The organism is Microbacterium sp. LWH10-1.2, from assembly GCF_038397765.1.
GTDB classification, from domain to species: domain Bacteria; phylum Actinomycetota; class Actinomycetes; order Actinomycetales; family Microbacteriaceae; genus Microbacterium; species Microbacterium natoriense.
In genome coordinates, this window is record NZ_CP151638.1 from 2424299 (window position 1) to 2444756 (window position 20458).

Annotated in this window: 18 protein-coding genes; 4 read left to right on the forward strand and 14 right to left on the reverse strand. The window is 69.8% G+C overall.

Annotated elements, in window-relative coordinates; translation table 11 throughout:
- Positions 1 to 72 precede the first annotated feature (72 nt).
- From MRBLWH10_RS11560 to MRBLWH10_RS11595, 8 genes are all read right to left on the reverse strand, one after another.
- Positions 73 to 1113, reverse strand: coding sequence for a membrane dipeptidase (locus MRBLWH10_RS11560; RefSeq protein WP_341939979.1), 1041 nt, complete (start codon positions 1111 to 1113; stop codon positions 73 to 75).
- Positions 1110 to 2489 carry a serine hydrolase domain-containing protein gene (locus tag MRBLWH10_RS11565; protein WP_341939980.1) on the reverse strand — a complete coding sequence of 460 codons (1380 nt, stop codon included), beginning with the start codon at positions 2487 to 2489 and terminating at the stop codon, positions 1110 to 1112. Before MRBLWH10_RS11565 ends, MRBLWH10_RS11560 begins: the two co-directional genes overlap by 4 nt.
- 103 nt (positions 2490 to 2592) lie before the next feature.
- Positions 2593 to 3090, reverse strand: a complete 498-nt coding sequence (locus MRBLWH10_RS11570) for a methylated-DNA--[protein]-cysteine S-methyltransferase (protein WP_341939981.1) — start codon at positions 3088 to 3090, stop codon at positions 2593 to 2595.
- Positions 3087 to 4601, reverse strand: coding sequence for an AlkA N-terminal domain-containing protein (locus MRBLWH10_RS11575; protein WP_341939982.1), 1515 nt, complete (start codon positions 4599 to 4601; stop codon positions 3087 to 3089). The genes MRBLWH10_RS11570 and MRBLWH10_RS11575 overlap by 4 nt, the downstream gene beginning before the upstream one ends.
- A gap of 79 nt (positions 4602 to 4680) precedes the next feature.
- Positions 4681 to 5574, reverse strand: coding sequence for a class I SAM-dependent methyltransferase (locus MRBLWH10_RS11580; protein WP_341939983.1), 894 nt, complete (start codon positions 5572 to 5574; stop codon positions 4681 to 4683).
- Between the two features lie 153 nt (positions 5575 to 5727).
- Positions 5728 to 7335, reverse strand: coding sequence for a bifunctional phosphoribosylaminoimidazolecarboxamide formyltransferase/IMP cyclohydrolase (purH, locus tag MRBLWH10_RS11585; RefSeq protein ID WP_105672759.1), 1608 nt, complete (start codon positions 7333 to 7335; stop codon positions 5728 to 5730).
- Positions 7336 to 7364: 29 nt separating this feature from the next.
- On the reverse strand, positions 7365 to 7952 hold the full coding sequence (purN, locus tag MRBLWH10_RS11590; protein WP_105672758.1) for a phosphoribosylglycinamide formyltransferase: 588 nt from the start codon (positions 7950 to 7952) through the stop codon (positions 7365 to 7367).
- Positions 7953 to 7995: 43 nt separating this feature from the next.
- On the reverse strand, positions 7996 to 9336 hold the full coding sequence (locus tag MRBLWH10_RS11595; protein WP_341939984.1) for a DUF6350 family protein: 1341 nt from the start codon (positions 9334 to 9336) through the stop codon (positions 7996 to 7998).
- Positions 9337 to 9427: 91 nt separating this feature from the next.
- Here MRBLWH10_RS11595 and MRBLWH10_RS11600 point away from each other — a divergent pair, with 91 nt between their 5' ends.
- Positions 9428 to 10843 (forward strand): NCS2 family permease, encoded by a 1416-nt coding sequence (locus MRBLWH10_RS11600; RefSeq protein WP_341939985.1) that lies wholly within the window; start codon positions 9428 to 9430, stop codon positions 10841 to 10843.
- A 509-nt stretch (positions 10844 to 11352) separates the two neighbouring features.
- On the opposite strand, the gene sucD is transcribed toward MRBLWH10_RS11600, so the two are convergent.
- Both sucD and sucC read right to left on the reverse strand, forming a co-directional pair.
- Positions 11353 to 12255, reverse strand: coding sequence for a succinate--CoA ligase subunit alpha (gene sucD, locus MRBLWH10_RS11605; RefSeq protein ID WP_223586923.1), 903 nt, complete (start codon positions 12253 to 12255; stop codon positions 11353 to 11355).
- Positions 12256 to 12282: 27 nt separating this feature from the next.
- Positions 12283 to 13449, reverse strand: coding sequence for an ADP-forming succinate--CoA ligase subunit beta (sucC, locus tag MRBLWH10_RS11610; RefSeq protein WP_105672754.1), 1167 nt, complete (start codon positions 13447 to 13449; stop codon positions 12283 to 12285).
- Positions 13450 to 13591: 142 nt separating this feature from the next.
- Here sucC and MRBLWH10_RS11615 point away from each other — a divergent pair, with 142 nt between their 5' ends.
- Positions 13592 to 14254, forward strand: coding sequence for a TetR family transcriptional regulator (locus MRBLWH10_RS11615; RefSeq protein ID WP_105672753.1), 663 nt, complete (start codon positions 13592 to 13594; stop codon positions 14252 to 14254).
- Positions 14255 to 14416: 162 nt separating this feature from the next.
- A complete protein-coding gene (locus MRBLWH10_RS11620; RefSeq protein ID WP_341939986.1) occupies positions 14417 to 15652 on the forward strand; it encodes an acyl-CoA dehydrogenase family protein in 1236 nt (411 codons plus the stop codon).
- 24 nt (positions 15653 to 15676) lie between these two features.
- Here the strand turns inward: MRBLWH10_RS11620 and MRBLWH10_RS11625 are convergent, their stop codons facing one another.
- The 4 genes from MRBLWH10_RS11625 to MRBLWH10_RS11640 all read right to left on the reverse strand — a co-directional run bounded on the left by MRBLWH10_RS11625 (position 15677) and on the right by MRBLWH10_RS11640 (position 19395).
- The gene (locus MRBLWH10_RS11625; RefSeq protein ID WP_341939987.1) at positions 15677 to 16372 is read right to left on the reverse strand and encodes a hypothetical protein; all 696 of its coding nucleotides are present in this window, start codon (positions 16370 to 16372) and stop codon (positions 15677 to 15679) included.
- A gap of 7 nt (positions 16373 to 16379) precedes the next feature.
- Positions 16380 to 18059, reverse strand: coding sequence for an alpha/beta hydrolase (locus tag MRBLWH10_RS11630; RefSeq protein ID WP_341939988.1), 1680 nt, complete (start codon positions 18057 to 18059; stop codon positions 16380 to 16382).
- Positions 18056 to 18352 carry a hypothetical protein gene (locus tag MRBLWH10_RS11635; RefSeq protein WP_341939989.1) on the reverse strand — a complete coding sequence of 99 codons (297 nt, stop codon included), beginning with the start codon at positions 18350 to 18352 and terminating at the stop codon, positions 18056 to 18058. The genes MRBLWH10_RS11630 and MRBLWH10_RS11635 overlap by 4 nt, the downstream gene beginning before the upstream one ends.
- 197 nt (positions 18353 to 18549) lie before the next feature.
- Positions 18550 to 19395: a helix-turn-helix transcriptional regulator gene (locus tag MRBLWH10_RS11640; protein WP_341939990.1), complete on the reverse strand. Its 846-nt coding sequence runs from the start codon at positions 19393 to 19395 to the stop codon at positions 18550 to 18552.
- Between the two features lie 116 nt (positions 19396 to 19511).
- Here MRBLWH10_RS11640 and MRBLWH10_RS11645 point away from each other — a divergent pair, with 116 nt between their 5' ends.
- Positions 19512 to 20456, forward strand: coding sequence for an SDR family oxidoreductase (locus MRBLWH10_RS11645; protein ID WP_341939991.1), 945 nt, complete (start codon positions 19512 to 19514; stop codon positions 20454 to 20456).
- Positions 20457 to 20458: the final 2 nt, after the last annotated feature.

The following is a 20458-nucleotide window of genomic DNA, read 5'->3' on the forward strand; positions in this document are numbered from 1 at the left end:
GCGGCAGAAGCCGCGCATGCCGTTCGTCGGAGCTGTCGAACGGAACCGGCCCCGTTCGTCGGAGCCGACGAATCAGGCGGGGCGTCCGGCGACGCCGAGCTCGGCGCGGAGCAGCCGCTGCACGTTCCCGCCGAGCACGGCGAGGATATCAGCCTCTCCCCACCCTCTGCCCAGCAGAGCCTCGGTCACCAGCGGCAGCCCTGCCGGGCCGTCGAGCCCCGGCAGGTACACATCGGCAGGGACGCCCTCCACCGTGTCCTGCACGCAGCAGGGCGCCGTGGTGTCGGCGAGCACCTCGCGCACGAAATCCGGTCCCATGCCCACGTGTTCGACGCCTGCGACGCCGACCAGGTGCTCGAAGTGATCGAGCAGCGTGTCGATCGTGTACGCGCTCTCGTGCAGGTAGGCGGCGAAGAAGTTCACGCACACGACGCCGCCCGTGGCCGCGATCCCCCGCGCCTGCTCGTCGGTGAGGTTGCGGTGGTGGTCGAACAGCGCACGCGCAGAGGAGTGCGTGGCCATGACCGGTCGCGTCGCGAGCTCGAGCACGTGGTCGACGCCGCCGGAGCCGAGGTGGCTCACGTCGAACAGCATCCCGATGCGCTCCATCTCGGCGACCGCCCTGACGCCGGTCCTGGTGAGGCGGCTGCCCGCGGCGTCCTCGCCGCTGCCGTCGGCGAACGCGCTCCGGCCGAAGTGCGCGATGGAGCCGACGCGCACGCCGAGACGGTGCACGGTCTCCAGCAGCTCGACGTCGTCGCCGATCCCCGGCATGCCCTCGAGGGCCAGCACCAGGGCGATGCGCCCCTCCTCGATCGTGCCGTCGACCTCCGTGCCGGTGAGGCAGAGGGAGACGGCATCCGCGTTGTCCTCCGCGATCCGGTGTGCGGCCTCGATCATGCGGAGCGTGCGGCGCAGCGCCCCCTCCGGACGGTACTGGTCGTCGATGAACACGGGGAGGATCTGCAGATCGACGCCGCCGGCGTGCAGCTGCGGCAGCCACTGCGCACGGAAGTACTCCGACCACTCATCGGGTTCGCGGCTCGCGACGGAGCACAGCAGGTCATTGTGCGCGTCCGCGACGACCGCGCGGCGGTGAAGGTCCAGGCTCATGAGTCCATCCTCCTGTCTGCGCGTCCCGTATGCAGGTGCGCCGCGCGCCCCGTGCCGTCGTCGCCCAGAAAGGCGATGGGCTGGCGCACGCCGCCCTCCGGGTCGACGGGCAGCAGCACGTCGTCCCGCCAGGAGACGAGCTCGGTGCGGTAGGGCAGATCGCCGAGGTCGGCGACGACGCCCCGGGGTGTGCGGTCGAGCCAGAGCCGCCCGTCGTCGGTGCGGCTGATCGTCGTGATCGCCGTGCCGGACTCGTAGCGGCCCACGAAGCGCCCGGCGTCGTGCGGAGCGGGTCCGGATGCGGCGGGCGTCTCCTTCTGGCCGATGCCCGCGACCTCCCGCAGCACCTCATCGACCAGCTCGGCGAACACCGGATGGGGGTCCCCTCCGTTCGCGAGCACGGCCACCGCCACCCCCTCCTCCGGGAGCAGACGGAGGCAGGCCGACTGACCGATGGTGTTGCCGTCATGACCGGGGAACACACGGCCGTCGCGTGCGAAGAGCTCCCAGCCGAGACCCCAGGCGACGCCCTGGTCGATGTCCGGCAGCCGCACCTGGGGGCGGCGCATGTCCTCGACGGATGCCGTGGACAGCAGCCGGGATCCGTCCGCCGCGACGCCTCCGGCGAGATGGAGGCGCCCGAAGCCCAGCAGGTCGCGCGCGCTCATCGCGAGTCGGGACCCCGCCGGACTCCCCGAGCGCTCCATCGACCACACGGTCGTCGGAGCGATGTCTCCCGCCGCGGTGCGCAGATGTCCGACCGCCGTGCGGTGGAGGATCGCCTCCGCCGCATCGACGGCGGCGTGCCGGAGTCCGAGCGGATCGAGCAGGCGTTCGCGGAGCACCCGGTCGTACGGCGCTCCCCGCAGCACCTCGACGAGGCGGCCGAGGGTCGAGAACCCCGCGTTGTTGTACGAGAACATCTCTCCAGGCGCGAAGAGCTGCGGAGTCCCGGCGAGGATGTCGACGTAGCGCTCCAGGTTGTCGTCGCCCGCCCCCGTGTCGACGAACACATCGCCCTCGAAGCCCGAGGAGTGACTGAGCAGTTGGCGCACGGTGATCCACGCCGATGCGTCGGCGTCGGCCACCCGGAATCCGGGCAGGATGTCGCGCACCGCCTGATCCAGCCCGAGCAGCCCCTCGTCGACGAGCTGCATGACGAGCGTCGCCGTGAACACCTTGGTGACGGAGCCGATCTGGAAGACCGCATCCGTCGTCGCCTCGACGCCGGTGGCACGGTTCAGGATGCCGGTCGCGAACTCGATCGTCTCGTCGCCGAGGCCGATCGCGAGCGACAGCGCGGGGACCCGGTGCGTGGCGACGAGCTCCGGCATCCGCCGCTCGACCCAGGTTCTGATCGTCTCGACCTGCGCCATCGGCCCTCCTCGACCTCGTTTCTCGCGTCGAGCATACGAGCGGGGACACAGTGCCGGTTCGTCGCCGCGCACCACTTGCGCGCCGCGGAGTCGTCGGATCGGCTCAACGAGCGGCGGCCTCCCGCGCCAGGAGGCTCTCCTTGACGTCGAGTCCCCACGCGAAGCCGCCGAGAGTGCCGTCCGTGCGGAGCACCCGGTGGCAGGGCACGAACAGCGCGGGGGCGTTGCGCGCGCAGATGGACGCGGCCGCCCGCACGGCACGAGGATTGTCGAGACGCGCCGCGAAGGTCGTGTAGGTCAGCGGCGCACCGGGGTCGATGCGGCGCAGGAGCTCCCATCCTGCGAGCTGCAGGGAGGTGCCGGTCTGCATCACGGCGACCGTGTCGATCGCGGCGAGGTCGCCCCCGTAGTAGGCGACAACGGCGGAGGCGGCATCCGTCTCCGCCTCGATGACCGACTCCGGCCGATGGGCGACGGCGAGCCGGTCGAGGATCGCCTCCTGATCGGCGGTCCACCCCGAGGACAGCACGCGCTGCCGGTCGTCGGCGAGGATCGTGAAGGGGCCGTCCGCGGTGTCGATGGTCTGGATGAGGGCGTTCATGGGGTCTCCTTCTTCGTCGTCTTCGTGCGCGTCGGCCTGACCGGCGCCGCGCGCCACAGGTGCGCGCTGAGGTAGCTGCGCCAGGGCGCGACGCGCTCGGCCCAGTCCGTGAGGGGGCCGGGGTCTCCCGGCAGGCCGGAGGCCGCGGCGCCTGCGCGCAGGGCCACATCTCCGGGGAGCAGGATGTCGGGGTCGCCGAGCACGCGCATGCGCACGTAATCGGCGGTCCACGGGCCGATGCCGGGCATCGCGAGCAGTGCGGAGCGCTGCTGCACGCCGTCGTCGCCGACGGTGAGGGTGAGGGTGCCGTCGGCGAGCGCGGCGGCTGCTCCCACGATCGCCCTGATGCGCGCGGCGGGCCCGCGGAGCACCTCTGCCCCGTGCGCGGCGATCGCCGACATCGTCGGGAACAGCAGCCCCGGCTCACCCGTTCCGTCGGGAACGGGGTGCGGCGTGCGCTCGCCGAGCGCGTCGGCCAGGGCCGTCAGCGCCGTGCGGGCCGCGACCACGGTGATCTGCTGCCCGATCATCGCGCGGATGAGCATCTCCTGCGGGTCGGCCGAGCCGGGGACGCGGATGCCGGGGGTTCGGGCGACCAGCGGCGCGAGCTCGGGGTGCGCGCTCAACGCGTCGTCGACGGCCAGCGGGTCGGCGTCGAGATCGAAGATGCGGCGGACAGTGGCCACGAGCGGGGCGAGGTCGCCGAGCTGGGTGACGCTCGCGCGCAGACGGAGCCGCGAGGAGGCATCCTCCCGCACCTCGAACCACGCAGGACCTCCTGCCAAACGCAGATGCCGAGCGAACGAGGTCGGCGTGACCGTCTCGATGCCAGGTACAGCCCGCGCAGCCATCCACGCGAACACACCGGCCGCGTCGAACGGACCGCGATACGGAAGCACGAGGTCGATCGCACCGGGGGTGGGCTCCGCCGCCGCGTCCTTGCGTCTGCGCGCGCGCAGCTCCCCCGGGGTGAGTCCGAACACCTCGCGGATCGTCTCGTTGCCCTGGCGGATGCTGGCGAACCCGGCCGAGAACGCGACGTCGGAGATGGGCATGTCGGTGCCGACGAGGAGCATGCGAGCCGTGTGGGCGCGATGGGCCCTGGCGAGTGCGAGCGGCCCGGCACCGAGCTCGGCGGCGAGGAGGCGGGTCAGATGACGGCTGGAGTACCCGAGACGCGAGGCGAGCCCCGGCACGCCCTCGCGCTCCACGACCCCGTCGGCGATCAGCCGCATCGCCCGCGCGGCGGTGTCTCCCCGGATGTCCCATGCCGGGGAGCCGGGCGCGGCCTCCGGCAGGCAGCGCTTGCACGCACGGTAGCCGGCCTCGTGCGCGGCGGCGCTGGTCGGGTAGAACGTGACGTTCTCGGGCTTGGGGGTGCGCGCAGGGCAGCTCGGTCGGCAGTAGATCCCGGTCGATCGCACGGCGGTGACGAACTGCCCGTCGAAGCGGGTGTCGCGGGCGCTGATGGCGCGATACCGCTCGTCGAAGTCGATCACGGGGAAGCTCATGGATCCATGCTGTCATGCCCCGCCGACACGCACTGGCGGAAATCGGACATCGCTGTGGTCGTATCAGGGCACGACCGGTTCAGCGACTTCTCGGCAGCGCCTTACCTACCGCGCGAAGCGGTGCCGTCACCTTCCAGCTCGTGCTCTCCTGCAGGGCCACGATGCGCGCGTCCCTCGCCGCCACCTCGTCCGTCAGATACTGGCTCTCCGCCTGCAGCGCGCCGATCTCGCCGCGCAATGAGGAGACCTCTGCTTCGAGACGCTCCGCCCGTTCCACCAGCGCGATGACTCCGCCGAGCCGTTCGAAATCGTTCCGAATGCGATCGGCCGTGGCCTCATCGGCTTCGAAGAGCGCACGGAGCGGCTCGTTCACCACATCGCCCACAGCGAGAACGCCGAGCCCGTGACCGTGTTCGAAGGTGAAGGAGCGCCCCGGTTCCGCGATCTCCTCCCACAGCCGCCATACGCCGAAGTCCTCGCGCCGCTCGGCGATGTCGTGAAAGAGGATCACACCTCCATCGCGCACCGTGTCGCGCCACTGCTCGTAGTCGGCGCGGACGTCGTCGTATGCGTGGCGACCATCGATGTGCAGGAGGTCGGCGGATGCCGGGGCGAACGCCGAACGCACCTCGGAGAAGTACCCACGGTTCAGGACGACCGACGTGCCGTAGTCGTGTTCCGCGATCGCGCGCACCGCATCGTAGACGGATTCGTCGTAGAAGCCCGCGTGGTCGTCGCCCACCCAGCTGTCCACCGCATCGATCCGGACCTCATGGCCGAGACGCTTGGCCGCCTCCGCGAAGGCGAAGCAGGAGAACCCGTTGTGGGTGCCGAGCTCGATGACATCGCGCGGACGCAGCGCATCGACGATCCAGGCGGCGAAGGAGCCGTGCGTCAGCCAGGCCGAGACGACCAGATGCTCGGGCACCCAGTACGAGGTCGGTGTCAGCCACCATGCCGTCTGCGCCGCCATACCTCTGCTCCATCACCCAGGTTTCCCTCAGTATACGGACGGGGAGTCCGCATGCAGCGCTCATGTCGTCGGCGCAGATGCCGAGACCCTCGCGCTCACGTGGGCACGAGGGTCGGCACTGCGGAGGGCTCCCGTCTCGAAGCCCAGGAACGATCAGTGGAAGAAGTGGCGCTCCCCGGTGAAGAACATGGTGACGCCGGCCTTGCGGGCCGCATCCACCACCTCTTCGTCGCGCACCGAGCCGCCGGGCTGGACGATCGCCTTGATGCCCGCGTCGATGAGCACCTGCGCGCCATCGGCGAACGGGAAGAACGCGTCGGATGCCGCGACCGATCCGGTCGCGCGGTCGCCCGCCCGCTCGACCGCGAGACGGCAGGAGTCCACGCGGTTGACCTGGCCCATGCCGACACCGACGGTGGCGTTGTCCTTCGCGAGCACGATCGCGTTCGACTTCACGGCGCGGCACGCCTTCCACGCGAAGATGAGGTTCTCCATCTCCGCGTCGCTCGGGCGCTCGCCCGAGACGAGCTCCCAGTCCTTCGCGACCGACCAGATGTCGTCGGGGAACCGGTCGGCGTCCTGCAGCAGCAGGCCGCCGGACACCAGGCGGACGTCCATGCGCTCCTGCTGCCAGTCTTCGGGGAGCTGCAGCAGACGCAGGTTCTTCTTGGCCTTGAAGACCTCGAGCGCGGCGGGCTCGAACGAGGGAGCGACGATGACCTCGGTGAAGATGTCCTTGAGGTTCTCGGCCATCTTGAGCGTGACCGTGCCGTTCGCGGCGATCACCCCGCCGTACGCCGACACCGGGTCGCACTCGTGGGCCCGCAGGTGCGCGCTGGCGATCGGGTCGAGGGCGTTCGGCGCGGTGGTGGCGATGCCGCAGGGGTTCGCGTGCTTGATGATCGCGACGGCGGGCAGCACCATGTCGTAGGCGGCGCGCAGGGCGGCATCCGCATCGACGTAGTTGTTGTACGACATCTCCTTGCCCTGCAGCTGCGTCGCCTGGGCGATGCCGTGGCCGCCGGCGCGCGTGTAGATCGCGCCGCGCTGGTGGGAGTTCTCGCCGTAGCGGAGGGTCGCGAGACGCTCGGCCTGGATCGTGAGGTGGGCCGGCAGGTCGCCCTGGTCGATCAGGGTCCCCTCGGCAAACCACGAGGCGACCGCAGCGTCGTAGGCAGCAGTGTGCGCGAAGGCGCGCGCCGCGAGCTCGCGCCGCTGCGAGAGGGACGTGCCGCCCTCCTTGATCGCGCCGACGATCGCCGGATACGACTCCGGCGAGACGACGATGGCGACGTTGGCGTGGTTCTTCGCGGCGGCGCGCACCATGGCAGGGCCGCCGATGTCGATCTGCTCGACGACGTCATCGCCCTGAGCGCCAGAGGCCACGGTCTCGACGAACGGGTACAGGTTCACCACCACGAGTTCGAACGGCGCGATGCCGAGGTGCTCGAGCTGTCCTTCGTGATCCTCCAGCCGCAGGTCGGCGAGGAGGCCGCCGTGGATCTTCGGGTGCAGCGTCTTGACGCGGCCGTCGAGCATCTCGTCGACGCCGGTGACGGCGGCGACGTCGGTGACCTCGAAGCCCGCCTCGCGGATCGTCGCGGCGGTGGAGCCCGTCGACACGATCTCGGCGCCGGATTCGGCGAGCGCCGCGGCGAGGGCCAGCAGCCCGGTCTTGTCGCTCACCGAGACGAGCGCGCGGCGGATCGGGACCGCATCGCGATCGCGGTACAGCGAGGGGTCGTGGCGGGGGCCGGCCATGGAGGGCTCCTTCGTGCGAGGGTGAGGGGTCAGGAAGCGGAGGACAGCGCGAGCTCGCCGGTCGCGATGCGTCGCACCACGTCGATGAGGAGTCGGCGCTCGACGGGCTTGATGCGCTCGTGCAGCGTGTGCTCGGTGTCGCCCTCGACGATCGGCACGCGCTCCTGCGCGAGGATGGGGCCGGTGTCGACGCCGTCGTCGACGACGATCACGCTGGCCCCGGTCTCGGCGGCTCCGGCGGCGAGCGCATCGCGCACGCCGTGCGCTCCGGGGAACTCCGGCAGGTAGGCCGGGTGGGTGTTGATCAGACGCGGCGAGTACGCGGCGACGAGAGACGGCGGCAGCAGGCGCATGAGTCCGCTGAGCACGACGAGATCCGGCTTCCAGACGTCGAGCTGACGGCCGACCTCCTCGCCCCAGTGCTCGCGGCTCTCGTGCAGGTGCCACGGCACCGTGAAGCTCGGGATGCCGAACTCCTCGGCGTGCGCGAGCCCGTCGGCTTCGCGGTCGGCTCCGACCACGACGACCCGCGCGGGGAAGTCGGGGTGACGAGCAGCCTCGAGGAGGGCACGAAGATTCGAGCCTGTGCCCGAGATGAGAACGGCGACCGTGAGCACGCGCCCAGTCTACCGGGGCGCCGCGGCGCGCCCGACCCGCATGTCAGCCCCCGGAGCCGCGCGGAGGGAGATCGTCCAGCGGCGTCGTGTCGAAGGAGGAACCGGCATCCGGTGCGTCGTTCAGCGGCAGGTCGGATGCCGCCATCTCGGCGATCCACCGATCGGTGCGCTCCTCCGCGAGCTCATCGCGGTGACGAGGCGCGAGCAGCAGGATCGCGGCGCCGATCAGCACCTCGCCGCCGAGCGCCAGCGCGAAGGGCAGCGCCGCGGGTCCGACCACTCCGAGCCGCCCCGGACCGATCGATCCGTTCGCGACGACAGCGGCCGTCGCAGCCACGCCCGCGGTGAGCACGGCGATGCCCAGCGCGATCGCCCCGCGCTGGGCGAGACCGAGCGGCGTGCCCTCCCAGACGAGACGCGAGCGCACCGCCCAGCCGGCGAAGGCGCCAGCCGCGATGGGGACGAGCACGACCACCAGCATCCACATCGAGCCGTTCTCGGGCAGCAGGCCCAGCACCGGGATGCCGGGCACCACGCCGAGCTGCGTGCCCGCCGGCGACACCGCGGTGCCGGCGCCGACGGCGAAGCCGGGACCGGCGAGCCAGGAGGCGGCCCAGACGATCAGCGTGGGCAGGTAGACGAGATGTCCGAGGGTGAGCACCGTGGCGCCGAGCACGTCGACCCTGGCGGCTTCGAAGAGCGCCACGACCTGCCCTCCGCGCAGCATGGTCATCACCGCGACGGCGAGCGCGGATGCCGCGACCACGCCGACGAGCGCGAAAGCCGCTCCCCGCACCGCTGCGGCGGGCACCGGCCCCCACTCACCCCAGGAGTCCACGGCGTCGTGAACACGGTCGAGGATGCCGCCGTCGCCGTCCTCCCACGCGATGCGCACGGCTCCGCACACGGCGCCGACGAGGTAGACGGCCGACGGCAGCAGGATCGCGAGAGCGAGAGGCGTGCGGGCGACGCCGAGGCTCGAGGTCAGCGCGACGCCCACGGCGATCAGCGCGAACGCGGCGGATCCCGAGAGCGCGCCGAGCAGCCAGGTGCCCGCGCGAGCCGCCCGCGCACCGGATCGCGCGGCGAAGAGCAGCGTGAAGACGAGGAAGGCCAGTGGCGTCACCGACAGCGTGAACGACGCCGCCTCCGGGGCGATCCCGGCGGCGGTCAGCACCTCGGTGGGGATCGTCAGATCCAACGGCACCCCGTGCCCGAACTGCCACAGGGTTCCCGTGAGAGGCCACAGGGAGCCCCAGTCGGCGCCGACGCCGAACGCGAGCGTCCAGAGCAGGGTGAGGGGCGCCAGCAGCACGGCGAGACCGATCGCGGCCGCGATGGCCGCGTCGACGGCCGCGAGGAGCGCGACGAGGAGGCGTTGCATATCCCTTCGAGACTACGACGAGAACCTGCGGCTCCCCTCGGGGCGCGCGCGACTCGGGCGACACGATATCGTCTCCACGGAGGTTCCCCCGATGACAACTGCCCCGTCCCCTGCCCGCGCGAGCGCAGAGCCCACGAACGCTCTCGACCGCTTCTTCGAGATCAGCAAGCGCGGATCCACGATCGGCACCGAGGTGCGCGGAGGCCTGGTGACCTTCGTCACCATGGCCTACATCGTGATCCTCAACCCGATCATCCTCGCCACCCCCGACGTCGACGGCCACGTGCTGTCCGGCCCCGCGGTCGCCGCAGCCACCGCGCTGACCGCCGGGATCATGACGATCCTCTTCGGGCTCGTCACCCGCCTGCCGTTCGCCTTCGCCGCCGGCCTCGGCATCAACGCGTTCCTCGCCTTCACGGTCGTCGGCACCGTGACCTGGCCGGAGGCCATGGCGCTGGTCATGATCAACGGCGTGATCATCGTGCTGCTCGCGGCGACCGGTCTGCGCAAGCTGATCTTCGATGCCGTCCCCGTGCAGCTCAAGCTCGCGATCACGGTCGGCATCGGCCTCTTCATCGCCTTCATCGGCTTCGTGAACGCCGGGTTCGTGACCTCGACCAAGAACGCCTCTCCCCCGGTCGATCTCGGCATCGGCGGCTCCGTGGCATCCATCCCCACCCTGCTGTTCGTCATCACGCTGCTGATCGGCGGCGTGCTCATCGCCCTGCGCATCAAGGGCGCCATCCTCATCGCCCTGGTCGGCGGCTCCGTGCTCGCAGCGCTCGTCAACCTCATCTGGCCCTTCGGTCAGGACTTCGGATTCAACGGCAGCATCGTGGGGCTCCCCGACCTGAGCCTGATCGGCCAGGTCGACTTCGGCTTCGACTTCGCGAAGGTCGGCGGCGTCACCCTGGTGATGTTCGTCTTCACGCTGCTGTTCTCGAACTTCTTCGACGCCATGGGCACCATGACCGGTCTCGCCAAGGAGGCCGACCTCGCCGACGAGAAGGGCGACTTCCCCCGGATCAAGTCGGCCCTCGTGGTCGAGGGCGTCGGCGCGATCGTCGGAGGCGGCACCTCGTCGTCGTCGGCCACGGTGTTCGTGGAGTCGGGCGCCGGCATCGGCGAGGGCGCCCGCACGGGCTTCGCGACGGTCATCACCGGCGCGATGTTCCTGCTCGCGATGTTCTTCACGCCGCTCACGTCCCTGGTGCCCAGCGCCGTCGCCGCGGCGGCTCTCGTGCTCGTCGGCGCCATGATGCTCTCGCAGATCAAGAACATCGATCTGAGCGACTTCCGCGTGCTGCTGCCGGTGTTCCTCACCGCCACGGTGATGCCGATGACCTACTCGATCGCCAACGGCATCGGGGCGGGCTTCGTCAGCTGGATCGTCGTGAACGCGTTCTCCGGCAGGGCCAAGACGATCCACCCGCTGCTGTGGGCGGTCGGCGTCGGCTTCGTGCTGTTCTTCGCCCGCGGCCCGATCGAGGCGCTGCTCGGCGCCTGACACCCGCACGACAGAGGGGCGGATGCTACGGCATCCGCCCCTCCGCCGTCTCACCGCCCCCTCTGCCGTCTCTGCTGCCGCTCTGTCATCTCTGCCGCCCCCTCGGACCGTCGCACGTTCATCGGACGATCGCACGTTCATCGGACGATCCGCCGCCGATCATCCGAAAAAACGACAACCCTCCGAAAAACACGAGGGCGAGCATCCGCCCGACTGCACGAGCGGGCGAGCGGATGCCCGAGCGGATGCCGCAGCCGGACATGCAACGAGCGAGTACGCAGCATCCCCACCAGCCTTCGGACCGTCGCACGCTCCTCGGACCGTCGCACGTTCATCGGACGATCCGCCGCCGATCATCCGAAAAAACGACAACCCTCCGAAAAACACGAGGGCGAGCATCCGCCCGACTGCACGAGCGGGCGAGCGGATGCCCGAGCGGATGCCGCAGCCGGACATGCAAGAAGGCCCCGGGGTGGAGCCCGGGGCCTTCATGTCAAGCGTAGCTCAGATCAGAGAGCTTCCACGATCGCGCGCATGAGGTCGGCGGTCTCGGACGGCGTCTTGCCGACCTTGACCCCGGCGGCCTCAAGGGCCTCCTTCTTGGCCTGAGCGGTGCCCGCCGAGCCCGAGACGATGGCTCCGGCGTGGCCCATGGTCTTGCCCTCGGGGGCGGTGAAGCCCGCGACGTAGCCGACGACCGGCTTCGTGACGTTCGCCTTGATGTAGTCGGCCGCGCGCTCTTCCGCGTCGCCGCCGATCTCTCCGATCATGACGATGGCCTTGGTCTCGGGGTCGGCCTCGAACGCGGCGAGCGCGTCGATGTGCGTGGTGCCGATGACCGGGTCGCCGCCGATGCCGATGGCGGTCGAGAAGCCCAGGTCGCGCAGCTCGAACATCATCTGGTAGGTCAGGGTGCCCGACTTCGACACGAGGCCGATCGGGCCCTTGCCGGTGATGTTCGCCGGGGTGATGCCGACGAGCGCCTCACCGGGGGTGATGATGCCGGGGCAGTTCGGGCCGATGATGCGGGTCTTGTTGCCCTTGCTCTGCGCGTACGCCCAGGCCTCGGCCGAGTCGCCGACGGGGACGCCCTCGGTGATGACGACGAGGAGCGGGATCTCGGCGTCGATGGCCTCGATCATCGCGTCCTTCGTGAAGGCGCCGGGGACGAAGGCGATCGACACGTCGGCGCCGGTCTCCTTCATGGCCTCGGCGACCGAGGCGAAGACGGGGAGCTCGACGGCGTTGCCGTCCTTGTCCGTGTGCGCGACCGTGGTGCCGGCCTTGCGGGCGTTGACGCCGCCGACGACCTGGGTGCCGGCCTTCAGCATGAGCGCCGTGTGCTTGGTGCCCTCGCCGCCGGTGATGCCCTGGACGATGACCTTGGAGTCCTTGTTGAGGTAGATCGACATTTCTCTAGTCCTTGTGTCTCTCTGCGATCAGGCGTTGGCGAGCTCGGCGGCCTTGTCGGCGCCCTCGTCCATCGTGGCGGCCAGGGTGACGAGCGGGTGCGCGTACTCGGCGAGGATCGCGCGGCCCTCGTCGACGCGGTTGCCGTCGAGGCGCACGACGAGGGGCTTGGATGCCGCGGCGCCCAGCGTCTCGAGGGCGCCCTTGATTCCGTTGGCCACGGCGTCGCACGCCGTGATGCCGCCGAAGACGTTGACGAACACGCTCTTGACCTGCGGGTCGCCGAGGATCACGTCGAGACCTGCGGCCATGACCTCGGCAGAGGCGCCGCCGCCGATGTCGAGGAAGTTGGCGGGCTTGACGCCGTTGTGGTTCTCACCGGCGTAGGCGACGACGTCGAGCGTCGACATGACCAGGCCTGCGCCGTTGCCGATGATGCCGACCTCGCCGTCGAGCTTCACGTAGTTCAGGCCGCTCGCCTTGGCCTTGGCCTCGAGCGGGTCAGCGGCGTCCTTGTCCTCGAGCGCCTCGTGCTCGGGGTGGCGGATCTCGGAGGCGTTGTCGTCGAGCGTGACCTTGCCGTCGAGCGCGATGATGTCGCCCTCTTCGGTGCGGACCAGCGGGTTGACCTCGACGAGCGTCGCGTCCTCGCCCTTGTAGACGTCGAAGAGCTTCACGAAGACGTCGGAGACCTTCTCGACGAGGTCCTCGGGGAAGTTCGCCGCGCGGGCGATCTCGACGGCCTTCGCCTTATCGATGCCCGTGAGCGGGTTGACCTCGACGCGGGCGAGCGCCTCTGGGCGCTCGACGGCGAGCTCCTCGATCTCCATGCCGCCCTCGACCGAGCAGAGGCTCAGGTAGGAGCGGTTGGCGCGGTCGAGCAGCACGGAGAAGTAGAACTCCTCGGCGATGCGGGCGCCCTGTGCGACCATGACGCGCTTGACGATGTGGCCCTTGATGTCGAGGCCGAGGATGGCCTTGGCCGCCTCGTACGCCTCTTCGGGGGTCTTCGCGACCTTGACGCCGCCCGCCTTGCCGCGACCACCGGTCTTGACCTGTGCCTTGACGACGACGACTCCGCCGATCTTCTCAGCGGCTGCCTTCACCTCCTCGGGGGTGTCGGCGACGATGCCGGCGAGGACCGGCACTCCGTACTTCTCGAAAACGTCTCGTGCCTGGTACTCGTACAGATCCACTGTGGTTCCTTCACTGGGATGCGGCTGGTTTTTCTCTCGATGTCGAGACATCGACCAGTCCCCCAGCTTACTACCTCGCTCTGAGCGCCCCGTGCCGGGAAAGCCGCCTCGCAGTTCGCCCGCGAGGTTCTAGGCTTTCGTCATGCGAGACTTCCCCGAACCGCGCTCCGCCGTCGTCGCCGCAGCGCTCGAACTGTTCCAGACCCAGGGTTTCGACCAGACGTCCGTCGAGCAGATCGCCAAGGCCGCCGGCGTCTCGCGATCGACCTTCTTCCGCCAGTTCGGCGGCAAGGAGGACGTGGTGTTCGCCGACCACGAGGTCCTCATCGAGCAGCTCAGGGAGTTCCTCGCCGAGGGGCACGAAGACCCGTGGGGCGCCGTCTGCGCGGCATCCGAGTCCGTCTTCTCGCACTTCGCGAACGATCCGGAGCTCGCGCGTCGTCGCTACCAGATCGTCCGGCAGGTCCCGGTGTTGCGTGAGCGGGAGATCATCACCGTGTTCCGCTACGAGCGCCTGTTCGACGACTACCTGCGCACATCCCTCCCCGGTATCGACCCGCTGGACGCGGTGGGCTTCGCCGCCCTCGTGACGGCGGTGCACAACCACGTGCTGCGCCAGCTGCTGCGCGGCAAGAAGAAGGTGCCGCTGTCGACGCTGCAGTCGGCGCTGGCCGATGTGCGGCGCCGCTACGGCGTGCCCGCCGAGGCACCTGCGGAGGCGCCGGACGACGTGGTGGTCGCCGTCTTCCCCCGTTCGATGCCGATAGCCGAGGTCACCCGCCGCCTGCGCACGCAGCTCGACTGAGCCAGGGCCGGCCCGCCCTTCACCCGCGTCGCGGTCCGCCGCGAACGGCCGGTTCTCGACGCACGCACACGCCGTTCGCGACGGCTCGGCGGTCTCGCGCGCCCGGGCTCGTGAAACTGAGTATCGAGGAGTACGATACTTGGTGCCACGAAGGAGCCTCCCATGAGCACTGCAGCTTCCCCCTTCCCCGGCGAGCGCGTCTCGTCGTACGACATCACCGGTCGCCAGGACAGCGACTACTACGCCGTCTTCCTCGATATCCCCGCCGCCGACCGCGAGGCATGGGATCGCGCACGCGCGTACATCGACGAGGTCGGCCCGCAGATGGCGGATGCCTGGGATCGCGCGGAGTACCCGCTGGATGCCGCCCGCCGCATGGGCGAGATGGACCTCGTCGTCGACGGCATCGAGCATCCGTCGCTCACCCGCCTGTCGCCGCTGGCCGCGGGCCTCGTGAACATGGAGATCTCCCGCGGAGACGGATCGCTCGGCACCGTGCTCGCCGTGCAGGGCGGTCTCGCGCTGCGCACGCTCGCGCTGTTCGGCTCCGACGCGCAGCAGGAGAAGTGGCTGACGGGCCTCGCCGACGGCTCGGTCCTCGGCTCGTTCGCCCTCACCGAGCCCGATCACGGCTCCGACTCCGTGTCGCTCGAGACCGTCGCCCGTCGAGACGGCGAGGAGTGGGTCATCCGCGGCGCCAAGAAGTGGATCGGCAACGGCGCCTCCGGCGGCATCACGTTCGTGTGGGCGCGCGTGGACGACCCGGATGCCGCCGAGCACGGCGCCGTCCGCTGCTTCCTCGTCGAACAGGACACCCCCGGCTACGTCGGCACCGTCATCCGCGGCAAGGCCTCACTGCGTGCGATCTACCAGGCGCACATCGCCCTGGACGACGTGCGGGTGCCCCTCGACGCCGTGCTCCCCGGCACCCACAGCTTCAAGGACGCGTCGACCGTGCTCTACGCGACGCGATCCGGAGTGGCCTGGTCGGCTCTCGGGCACGCGACCGCCTGCTACGAGGCCGCACTCGCCTACGCGAAGGAGCGCGTGCAGTTCGGCAAGCCGCTCGCGAAGTTCCAGATGGTGCAGGAGCGGCTCACGCACATGCTCGAGGACCTCACCGCCATGCAGCTGTACTGCCGTCGCCTCGCCGACCTGGAGACGGTGGGCGAGCTGCGGCCGACGCAGGCGTCGCTCGCCAAGTTCCACAACACCCGCGCCGCCCGCCGCATCGCATCGACGGCCCGCGACCTGCTCGGGGGCAACGGCATCCTGCTCGAGAACGGCGTCATGCAGCACATGGCCGACATCGAGGCGATCCACACGTACGAGGGCACCGAGAGCGTGCAGGCCCTGCTGCTCGGCCGCGACATCACGGGGATGAGCGCCTTCGCCTGAGCCAGGCAGCGACGGAACGCGAGATCAGCCGCCGTAGGGGGCCTTCGGAGGATCGGTGACGACGGGCTGCGGCTCCACCGGCGTCTCATCCTCATTGAAGTAGATCGGACCGTCGGCGGGGAAGTAGAACTGCGGCACCGAGTCCGGCCCCTCCGTCGCCGGCAGGTACCGCCACGTCGAAGGGCCGTCGCCGCGGTGCTCGTCGTCGGTCACCATGTACGACAGGTCGCCCGCCTTCCCCGGCACGCACGGCGTGTCGGCGGATACCTCGACCCTCCCCTCGCGCGGACGGATCGTCGCCACCACGTTTCCGAGCGTCTCGTCGTCGGCGATGACATTCCACTCCGCGGACTCGCCGGACCCGTAGGTGGTCGGCGTCCCGTCGAATCCCGCTTCCCGGAACGCGGCCACCGCCGCGGCGCTCACCGCTTCGGGATCCATTCCCGGCAGGTCCACGGTTCGCCGGTAGGAGAACGCGTATCCATCGGCGCCGCCGAATCCGATCGTGCAGCTTCCGGGGACGGCCCCGTCCCCGCCCACGGGGATCGTCCACACACCCTCGTGGATGCCCATCAGCACGGTGTGCATCCGCGTCGCGAGCTCCATGAAGCGCTTCTCGCCATCCCGGTAGAGCGCATCGCCCTCCGGTACCGCCGCACCGCAACCCGTCATCACCAACACCAATCCGACGGCCACCGCCGCCCACGCACGCCTCATCATCGACACCCTAGTATCCGAGCCCATAGCCGCCCTGCGACATCCCCTCGGCCACGAGATCCCAATACCCCTTCTCGCTTCCTTCGCCGCCGGGCTCGGTACCCGGCTCGCCGGTGCGCACGATCTCGCGCACGTTGTAGAAGGATTCGCTGCCCTTGAGCAGATAGCCGCCGGGGGCGTTCTGACCCGGGAAGTTCACGCCCGAGTGGGCGCTGTGGCCGGGGGTCGCCAAGAGCGGCTCGCCCGCGGCATCCACTCCCCCGTCGCTGTCGAACGTGGTGACCCCGTCGAGGCTCGCCGGATCGGTGTGGTGACCCCACCCCGTCACTTTGCCGACAGGCGCCCAGAAGTCATTCGCCGACGTGGTCGCGTAGATGCGCGGAGCATCCGGGGACTGCAGATTGGCGAGCACCTGAGCGTCGTCGGGCAGGCCCGCCGACCCGACCGTGATGAATCTGTCCACGCCGAGCCCGTCCGCTGCCGAACCGATCGCCAGCGCCGCGGTCGTGCTGCCGTAGGAGTGCGCGATCACGTTGATCGTCCGCGAACCGGGTTGCGCATCGAGTCCCAGCAGGAAGGATCGCAGGGCGGGAGCCCCGTTCTGCGCCCTGTCCATGAACGGCTCCTCGGGGACCTCTGGCGAGTCATAGCCGAACCATGCCACGGCTGCGTCGCCGGTGCCGTCGATGAGGTCTCGCGCGGACTTCCCGAACTCCCCGATGCCGTTCACCTTCGACAGCATGCCCGGCACCAGCGTCGACACGTTCGCCGCGTCGAACGGGCCGTACCAGAGCGCGGCGGTCGTCTGCTCCGAACCGTCCGGATCGAAGGAGATGAGCTTGCCGTTCTTCTTCTCGACCTCATCCCACAGCGCCGCCACCTCGGACTTCTGCGGCTCCGAGAGGAACTGCAGCCTGTTGTGCAGCTCTTTCAGCCTGCGCAGGTTGGCCTCGGCGCGGACGTCGTACGGGATGCCGTCGAGATTGCCGATGATGTCCGGGTAGTGGTCGGCGAGAGCATCCCGCAGAGCCGGGTTCGCGTTCCAGAGCTGCCAGACCGCAGCCGGGTCATTGGCCGCGAGGAGCTGATCGAGCAGCGCCTTCTCCTCGTTCGTGAGGTAGACGCTCGCTCCCGAGACGAGCGACGACAGCGCCTTGTCATAGGCCTCGTCCCATGACGTGTAGAGCGTCTCCCACGACGTCCACAGCTCGTCGAGCGCCTTCTTGGCGGCATCCGCCGTCGCCATCGCATCGCGGGCATCGTCGTTGGCTTTGGTCGCCTCGTCGTCCGGCCCGGATCGAGACGACCACAGCGCCTTGAGCCCCGCCTGCTCGGCCTCGCCTGCGGCGCTCTCCCACGCCGCGTGGGCGTTCCGGATCTCCTCGATCATCCTGTTCGCAGGCACCGCATGCGCCGAGTACGCATCGGCGTATGCGGACAACACGCTCGACAGCAGTTGCGCGTCGACGATGCCCGAGCGAACCGGGCCTGCGATCACCTGCGCGTCGCTTCGCGCGCGGCTGATCGCGTCGCCCACACCAGGGAGCTCGGCCACACGATGCGCACGGTCACGCAGGTCGCCGAGATCCTTCGCGATGCGGTCGAACGTGCCCACCCATGTCTCCATCGAGCCCGAGTTGCCCTCGATCCGCTCCAGCGGATAGCCGCGATGGGGAGAGACCAGATTCACGGCTGCTCTTTTCCTGTGAGTTCGACATCGAGTTCGGAGTGACGGTCGCTGATCGCCTGCAGACGCACGGCGATGTCACTCGCATCGGTGATGATGCCCTCGACGGCGCTGCGCAGTGCGATGAACCTCCGATGCATCTCCAGACGGAGCGATGTCCTGTGCGCCGGATTCTCGACGCCGACATCGTCGCCCTGGAGATAGCCGACCGTGGCGAGCAGCGCCGTCGTCGAACTGTTAACCGAGGATGTCTCCGTGATGAGCTCGGTGTAGAACACCTGTACTTCGTCAGCCATGCCCCCCATGCCTTTCGACGATCAGTCGAGCCCGGCCCCCTCCGGCCTGACACCATCAACTTTACAAAACAACGGCCACACAGGGGATGGGCACAACTCCCCATCGCCGAACGAGCTCAGCGATTCGGTCGCAGCTGCCTGCCTCGACCTCGACTCTTTCGTGACGATGGCATTCGTCCGCCTGAGTCCTTCGCACCTCATCCTGAGAAGCTCTCCGCGCCGATGACGGAGAGCAGGCGCAGCTTCTCCTGACTCTCGCTCCCTGGAGCAGCCGTGTAGACGAGAAGCGCGTGGGACTGCTCCGGTTCGAAGAGCGTCTGGCATTCCAGCTCGAGAGCACCCAGTTCCGGGTGGACGAAGTGCTTGACCGCTCGCGGGCGGAGCCCCACCTCGTGCAGCCCCCAGATCCGAGCGAACTCGTCGCTGCGATCGAGGAGTTCCCTGGTCCACCGCGCGGCGCGCGACGAGGGTCCACGGCGCGTCACGACGTCGCGAAGGCCGGAGGCCCAGAGCCGGGAGAGGAAGTCGTGCTCCTCCTCCGCATAGATCCGACGCGACGAGGGATCGACGAACCACCGGAATCCGATGCTGCGTTCCGGCCCCTCGAAGCGTGTGAGGTCGCCGACGAGCGCCGTGCCGAGCGCGGTCTGTCTGAGGGTCTCGCCGAGCTCCGTCACGACCTCCGCGGGGGTGTCGTGCAGGCGGTCGAAGATGCGCAGCATACCGGGACTGATGTGACTGCTCTCCCCTCCCCTCGGCGGAGGCGCGTGCCCGGCGAGGACGAAGAGGTGATCTCTCTCGGCCAGCGTGAGATGAAGCCCCTGGGCGATCGCCGCGATCATCTGCGGCGAGGGCTGAGGACCCCGCTGCTGCTCGATCCGTGCGTAATAGTCGGTCGACATGTGGCTGAGGCTCGCGGCTTCCTCGCGCCTCAAGCCGCCCGTCCGCCGGCGTCCGCCTCTCGCGAGGCCCACGTCCTCCGGCTGCAGCGCCTCGCGGCGCAGCCGGAGGAACTCCGCCAGCCCTGCCCTGTCGATCTCCATGCGCACCCCCGTCCCGTCCTTTGTACCAGCAGCCTTCGGGCGCATCCACGGACGGACGATCCCTGGATGCCGCACGGCGTGCGGAGGAGAGTCGGAAGGTCAGAAACGAGGAGACCATGCCCCGCACACCATCCATCGACATCCCGCACCTCGACGGCCGGCGCGCCGTCGTCACCGGCGCCAGCGACGGCATCGGCGTCGGCATCGCCGCACGACTCGCCGCCGCGGGCGCCGAGGTCGTCATGCCCGTCCGGAACCGGGACAAGGGACGTGCGGCGATCGAGCGCATCCGCACGACGGTTCCCGACGCGCAGATCTCCCTCCGCGATCTGGACCTCTCCGCGCTCGACTCCGTGGCCGCTCTCGGCGAGTCGCTGCGCGCGGAGGGGACGCCGATCGGCATCCTCATCAACAACGCGGGCGTCATGACGCCGCCGGATCGACGCACCACGGCTGACGGCTTCGAGCTCCAGTTCGGCGCGAACCACCTCGGACACTTCGCACTCGTCGGCGAACTCCTCCCGCTGCTTCGAGAGGGCCGCGCACGGGTGGTCTCCCAGATCAGCGTCGCCGCGAATCAGGGCGCGATCAACTGGGACGATCTGCAGTGGGAGCGCGCATACGACGGCATGCGCGCGTACAGCCAGTCGAAGATCGCGTTCGGCCTCTTCGGGCTCGAACTCGACCGTCTCAGCCGATCGCGCGGCTGGGGCATCACGAGCATGCTCTCGCATCCGGGCGTGGCCCCGACGAACCTGCTCGCTGCCCGTCCCGACCTCGGCCGGGAACGCGAGACGAACGGCCGCCGCTTCATCGGGGCGCTCTCACGGCGCGGAATCCTCTTCGGCACCGCGGAGTCCGCCGGCCTTCCTGCGCTGTACGCCGCGACCTCCTCGAAGGCCGTGAGCGGCGGGTTCTACGGCCCCCGCGGACCCGGCCACCTCGGCGGCGCCCCGGGACCGCAGCGGCTCTACTCCCGACTGCGCGACGATGATGCGGCGCGCAGGATCTGGGAAGTCTCCGAAGAGCTCACCGGAAGACCGTTCGCACGCCGCTCGTGACG

Coding starts and splice junctions, on each gene's coding strand:
- MRBLWH10_RS11560 (WP_341939979.1), bottom strand. CDS start 1,113: ATGAGCCTGGACCTTCACCGCCGCGCGGTCGTCGCGGACGCGCACAAT.
- MRBLWH10_RS11565 (WP_341939980.1), bottom strand. CDS start 2,489: ATGGCGCAGGTCGAGACGATCAGAACCTGGGTCGAGCGGCGGATGCCG.
- MRBLWH10_RS11570 (WP_341939981.1), bottom strand. CDS start 3,090: ATGAACGCCCTCATCCAGACCATCGACACCGCGGACGGCCCCTTCACG.
- MRBLWH10_RS11575 (WP_341939982.1), bottom strand. CDS start 4,601: ATGAGCTTCCCCGTGATCGACTTCGACGAGCGGTATCGCGCCATCAGC.
- MRBLWH10_RS11580 (WP_341939983.1), bottom strand. CDS start 5,574: ATGGCGGCGCAGACGGCATGGTGGCTGACACCGACCTCGTACTGGGTG.
- purH (WP_105672759.1), bottom strand. CDS start 7,335: ATGGCCGGCCCCCGCCACGACCCCTCGCTGTACCGCGATCGCGATGCG.
- MRBLWH10_RS11595 (WP_341939984.1), bottom strand. CDS start 9,336: ATGCAACGCCTCCTCGTCGCGCTCCTCGCGGCCGTCGACGCGGCCATC.
- MRBLWH10_RS11600 (WP_341939985.1), top strand. CDS start 9,428: ATGACAACTGCCCCGTCCCCTGCCCGCGCGAGCGCAGAGCCCACGAAC.
- sucD (WP_223586923.1), bottom strand. CDS start 12,255: ATGTCGATCTACCTCAACAAGGACTCCAAGGTCATCGTCCAGGGCATC.
- MRBLWH10_RS11615 (WP_105672753.1), top strand. CDS start 13,592: ATGCGAGACTTCCCCGAACCGCGCTCCGCCGTCGTCGCCGCAGCGCTC.
- MRBLWH10_RS11620 (WP_341939986.1), top strand. CDS start 14,417: ATGAGCACTGCAGCTTCCCCCTTCCCCGGCGAGCGCGTCTCGTCGTAC.
- MRBLWH10_RS11625 (WP_341939987.1), bottom strand. CDS start 16,372: ATGATGAGGCGTGCGTGGGCGGCGGTGGCCGTCGGATTGGTGTTGGTG.
- MRBLWH10_RS11635 (WP_341939989.1), bottom strand. CDS start 18,352: ATGGCTGACGAAGTACAGGTGTTCTACACCGAGCTCATCACGGAGACA.
- MRBLWH10_RS11640 (WP_341939990.1), bottom strand. CDS start 19,395: ATGGAGATCGACAGGGCAGGGCTGGCGGAGTTCCTCCGGCTGCGCCGC.
- MRBLWH10_RS11645 (WP_341939991.1), top strand. CDS start 19,512: ATGCCCCGCACACCATCCATCGACATCCCGCACCTCGACGGCCGGCGC.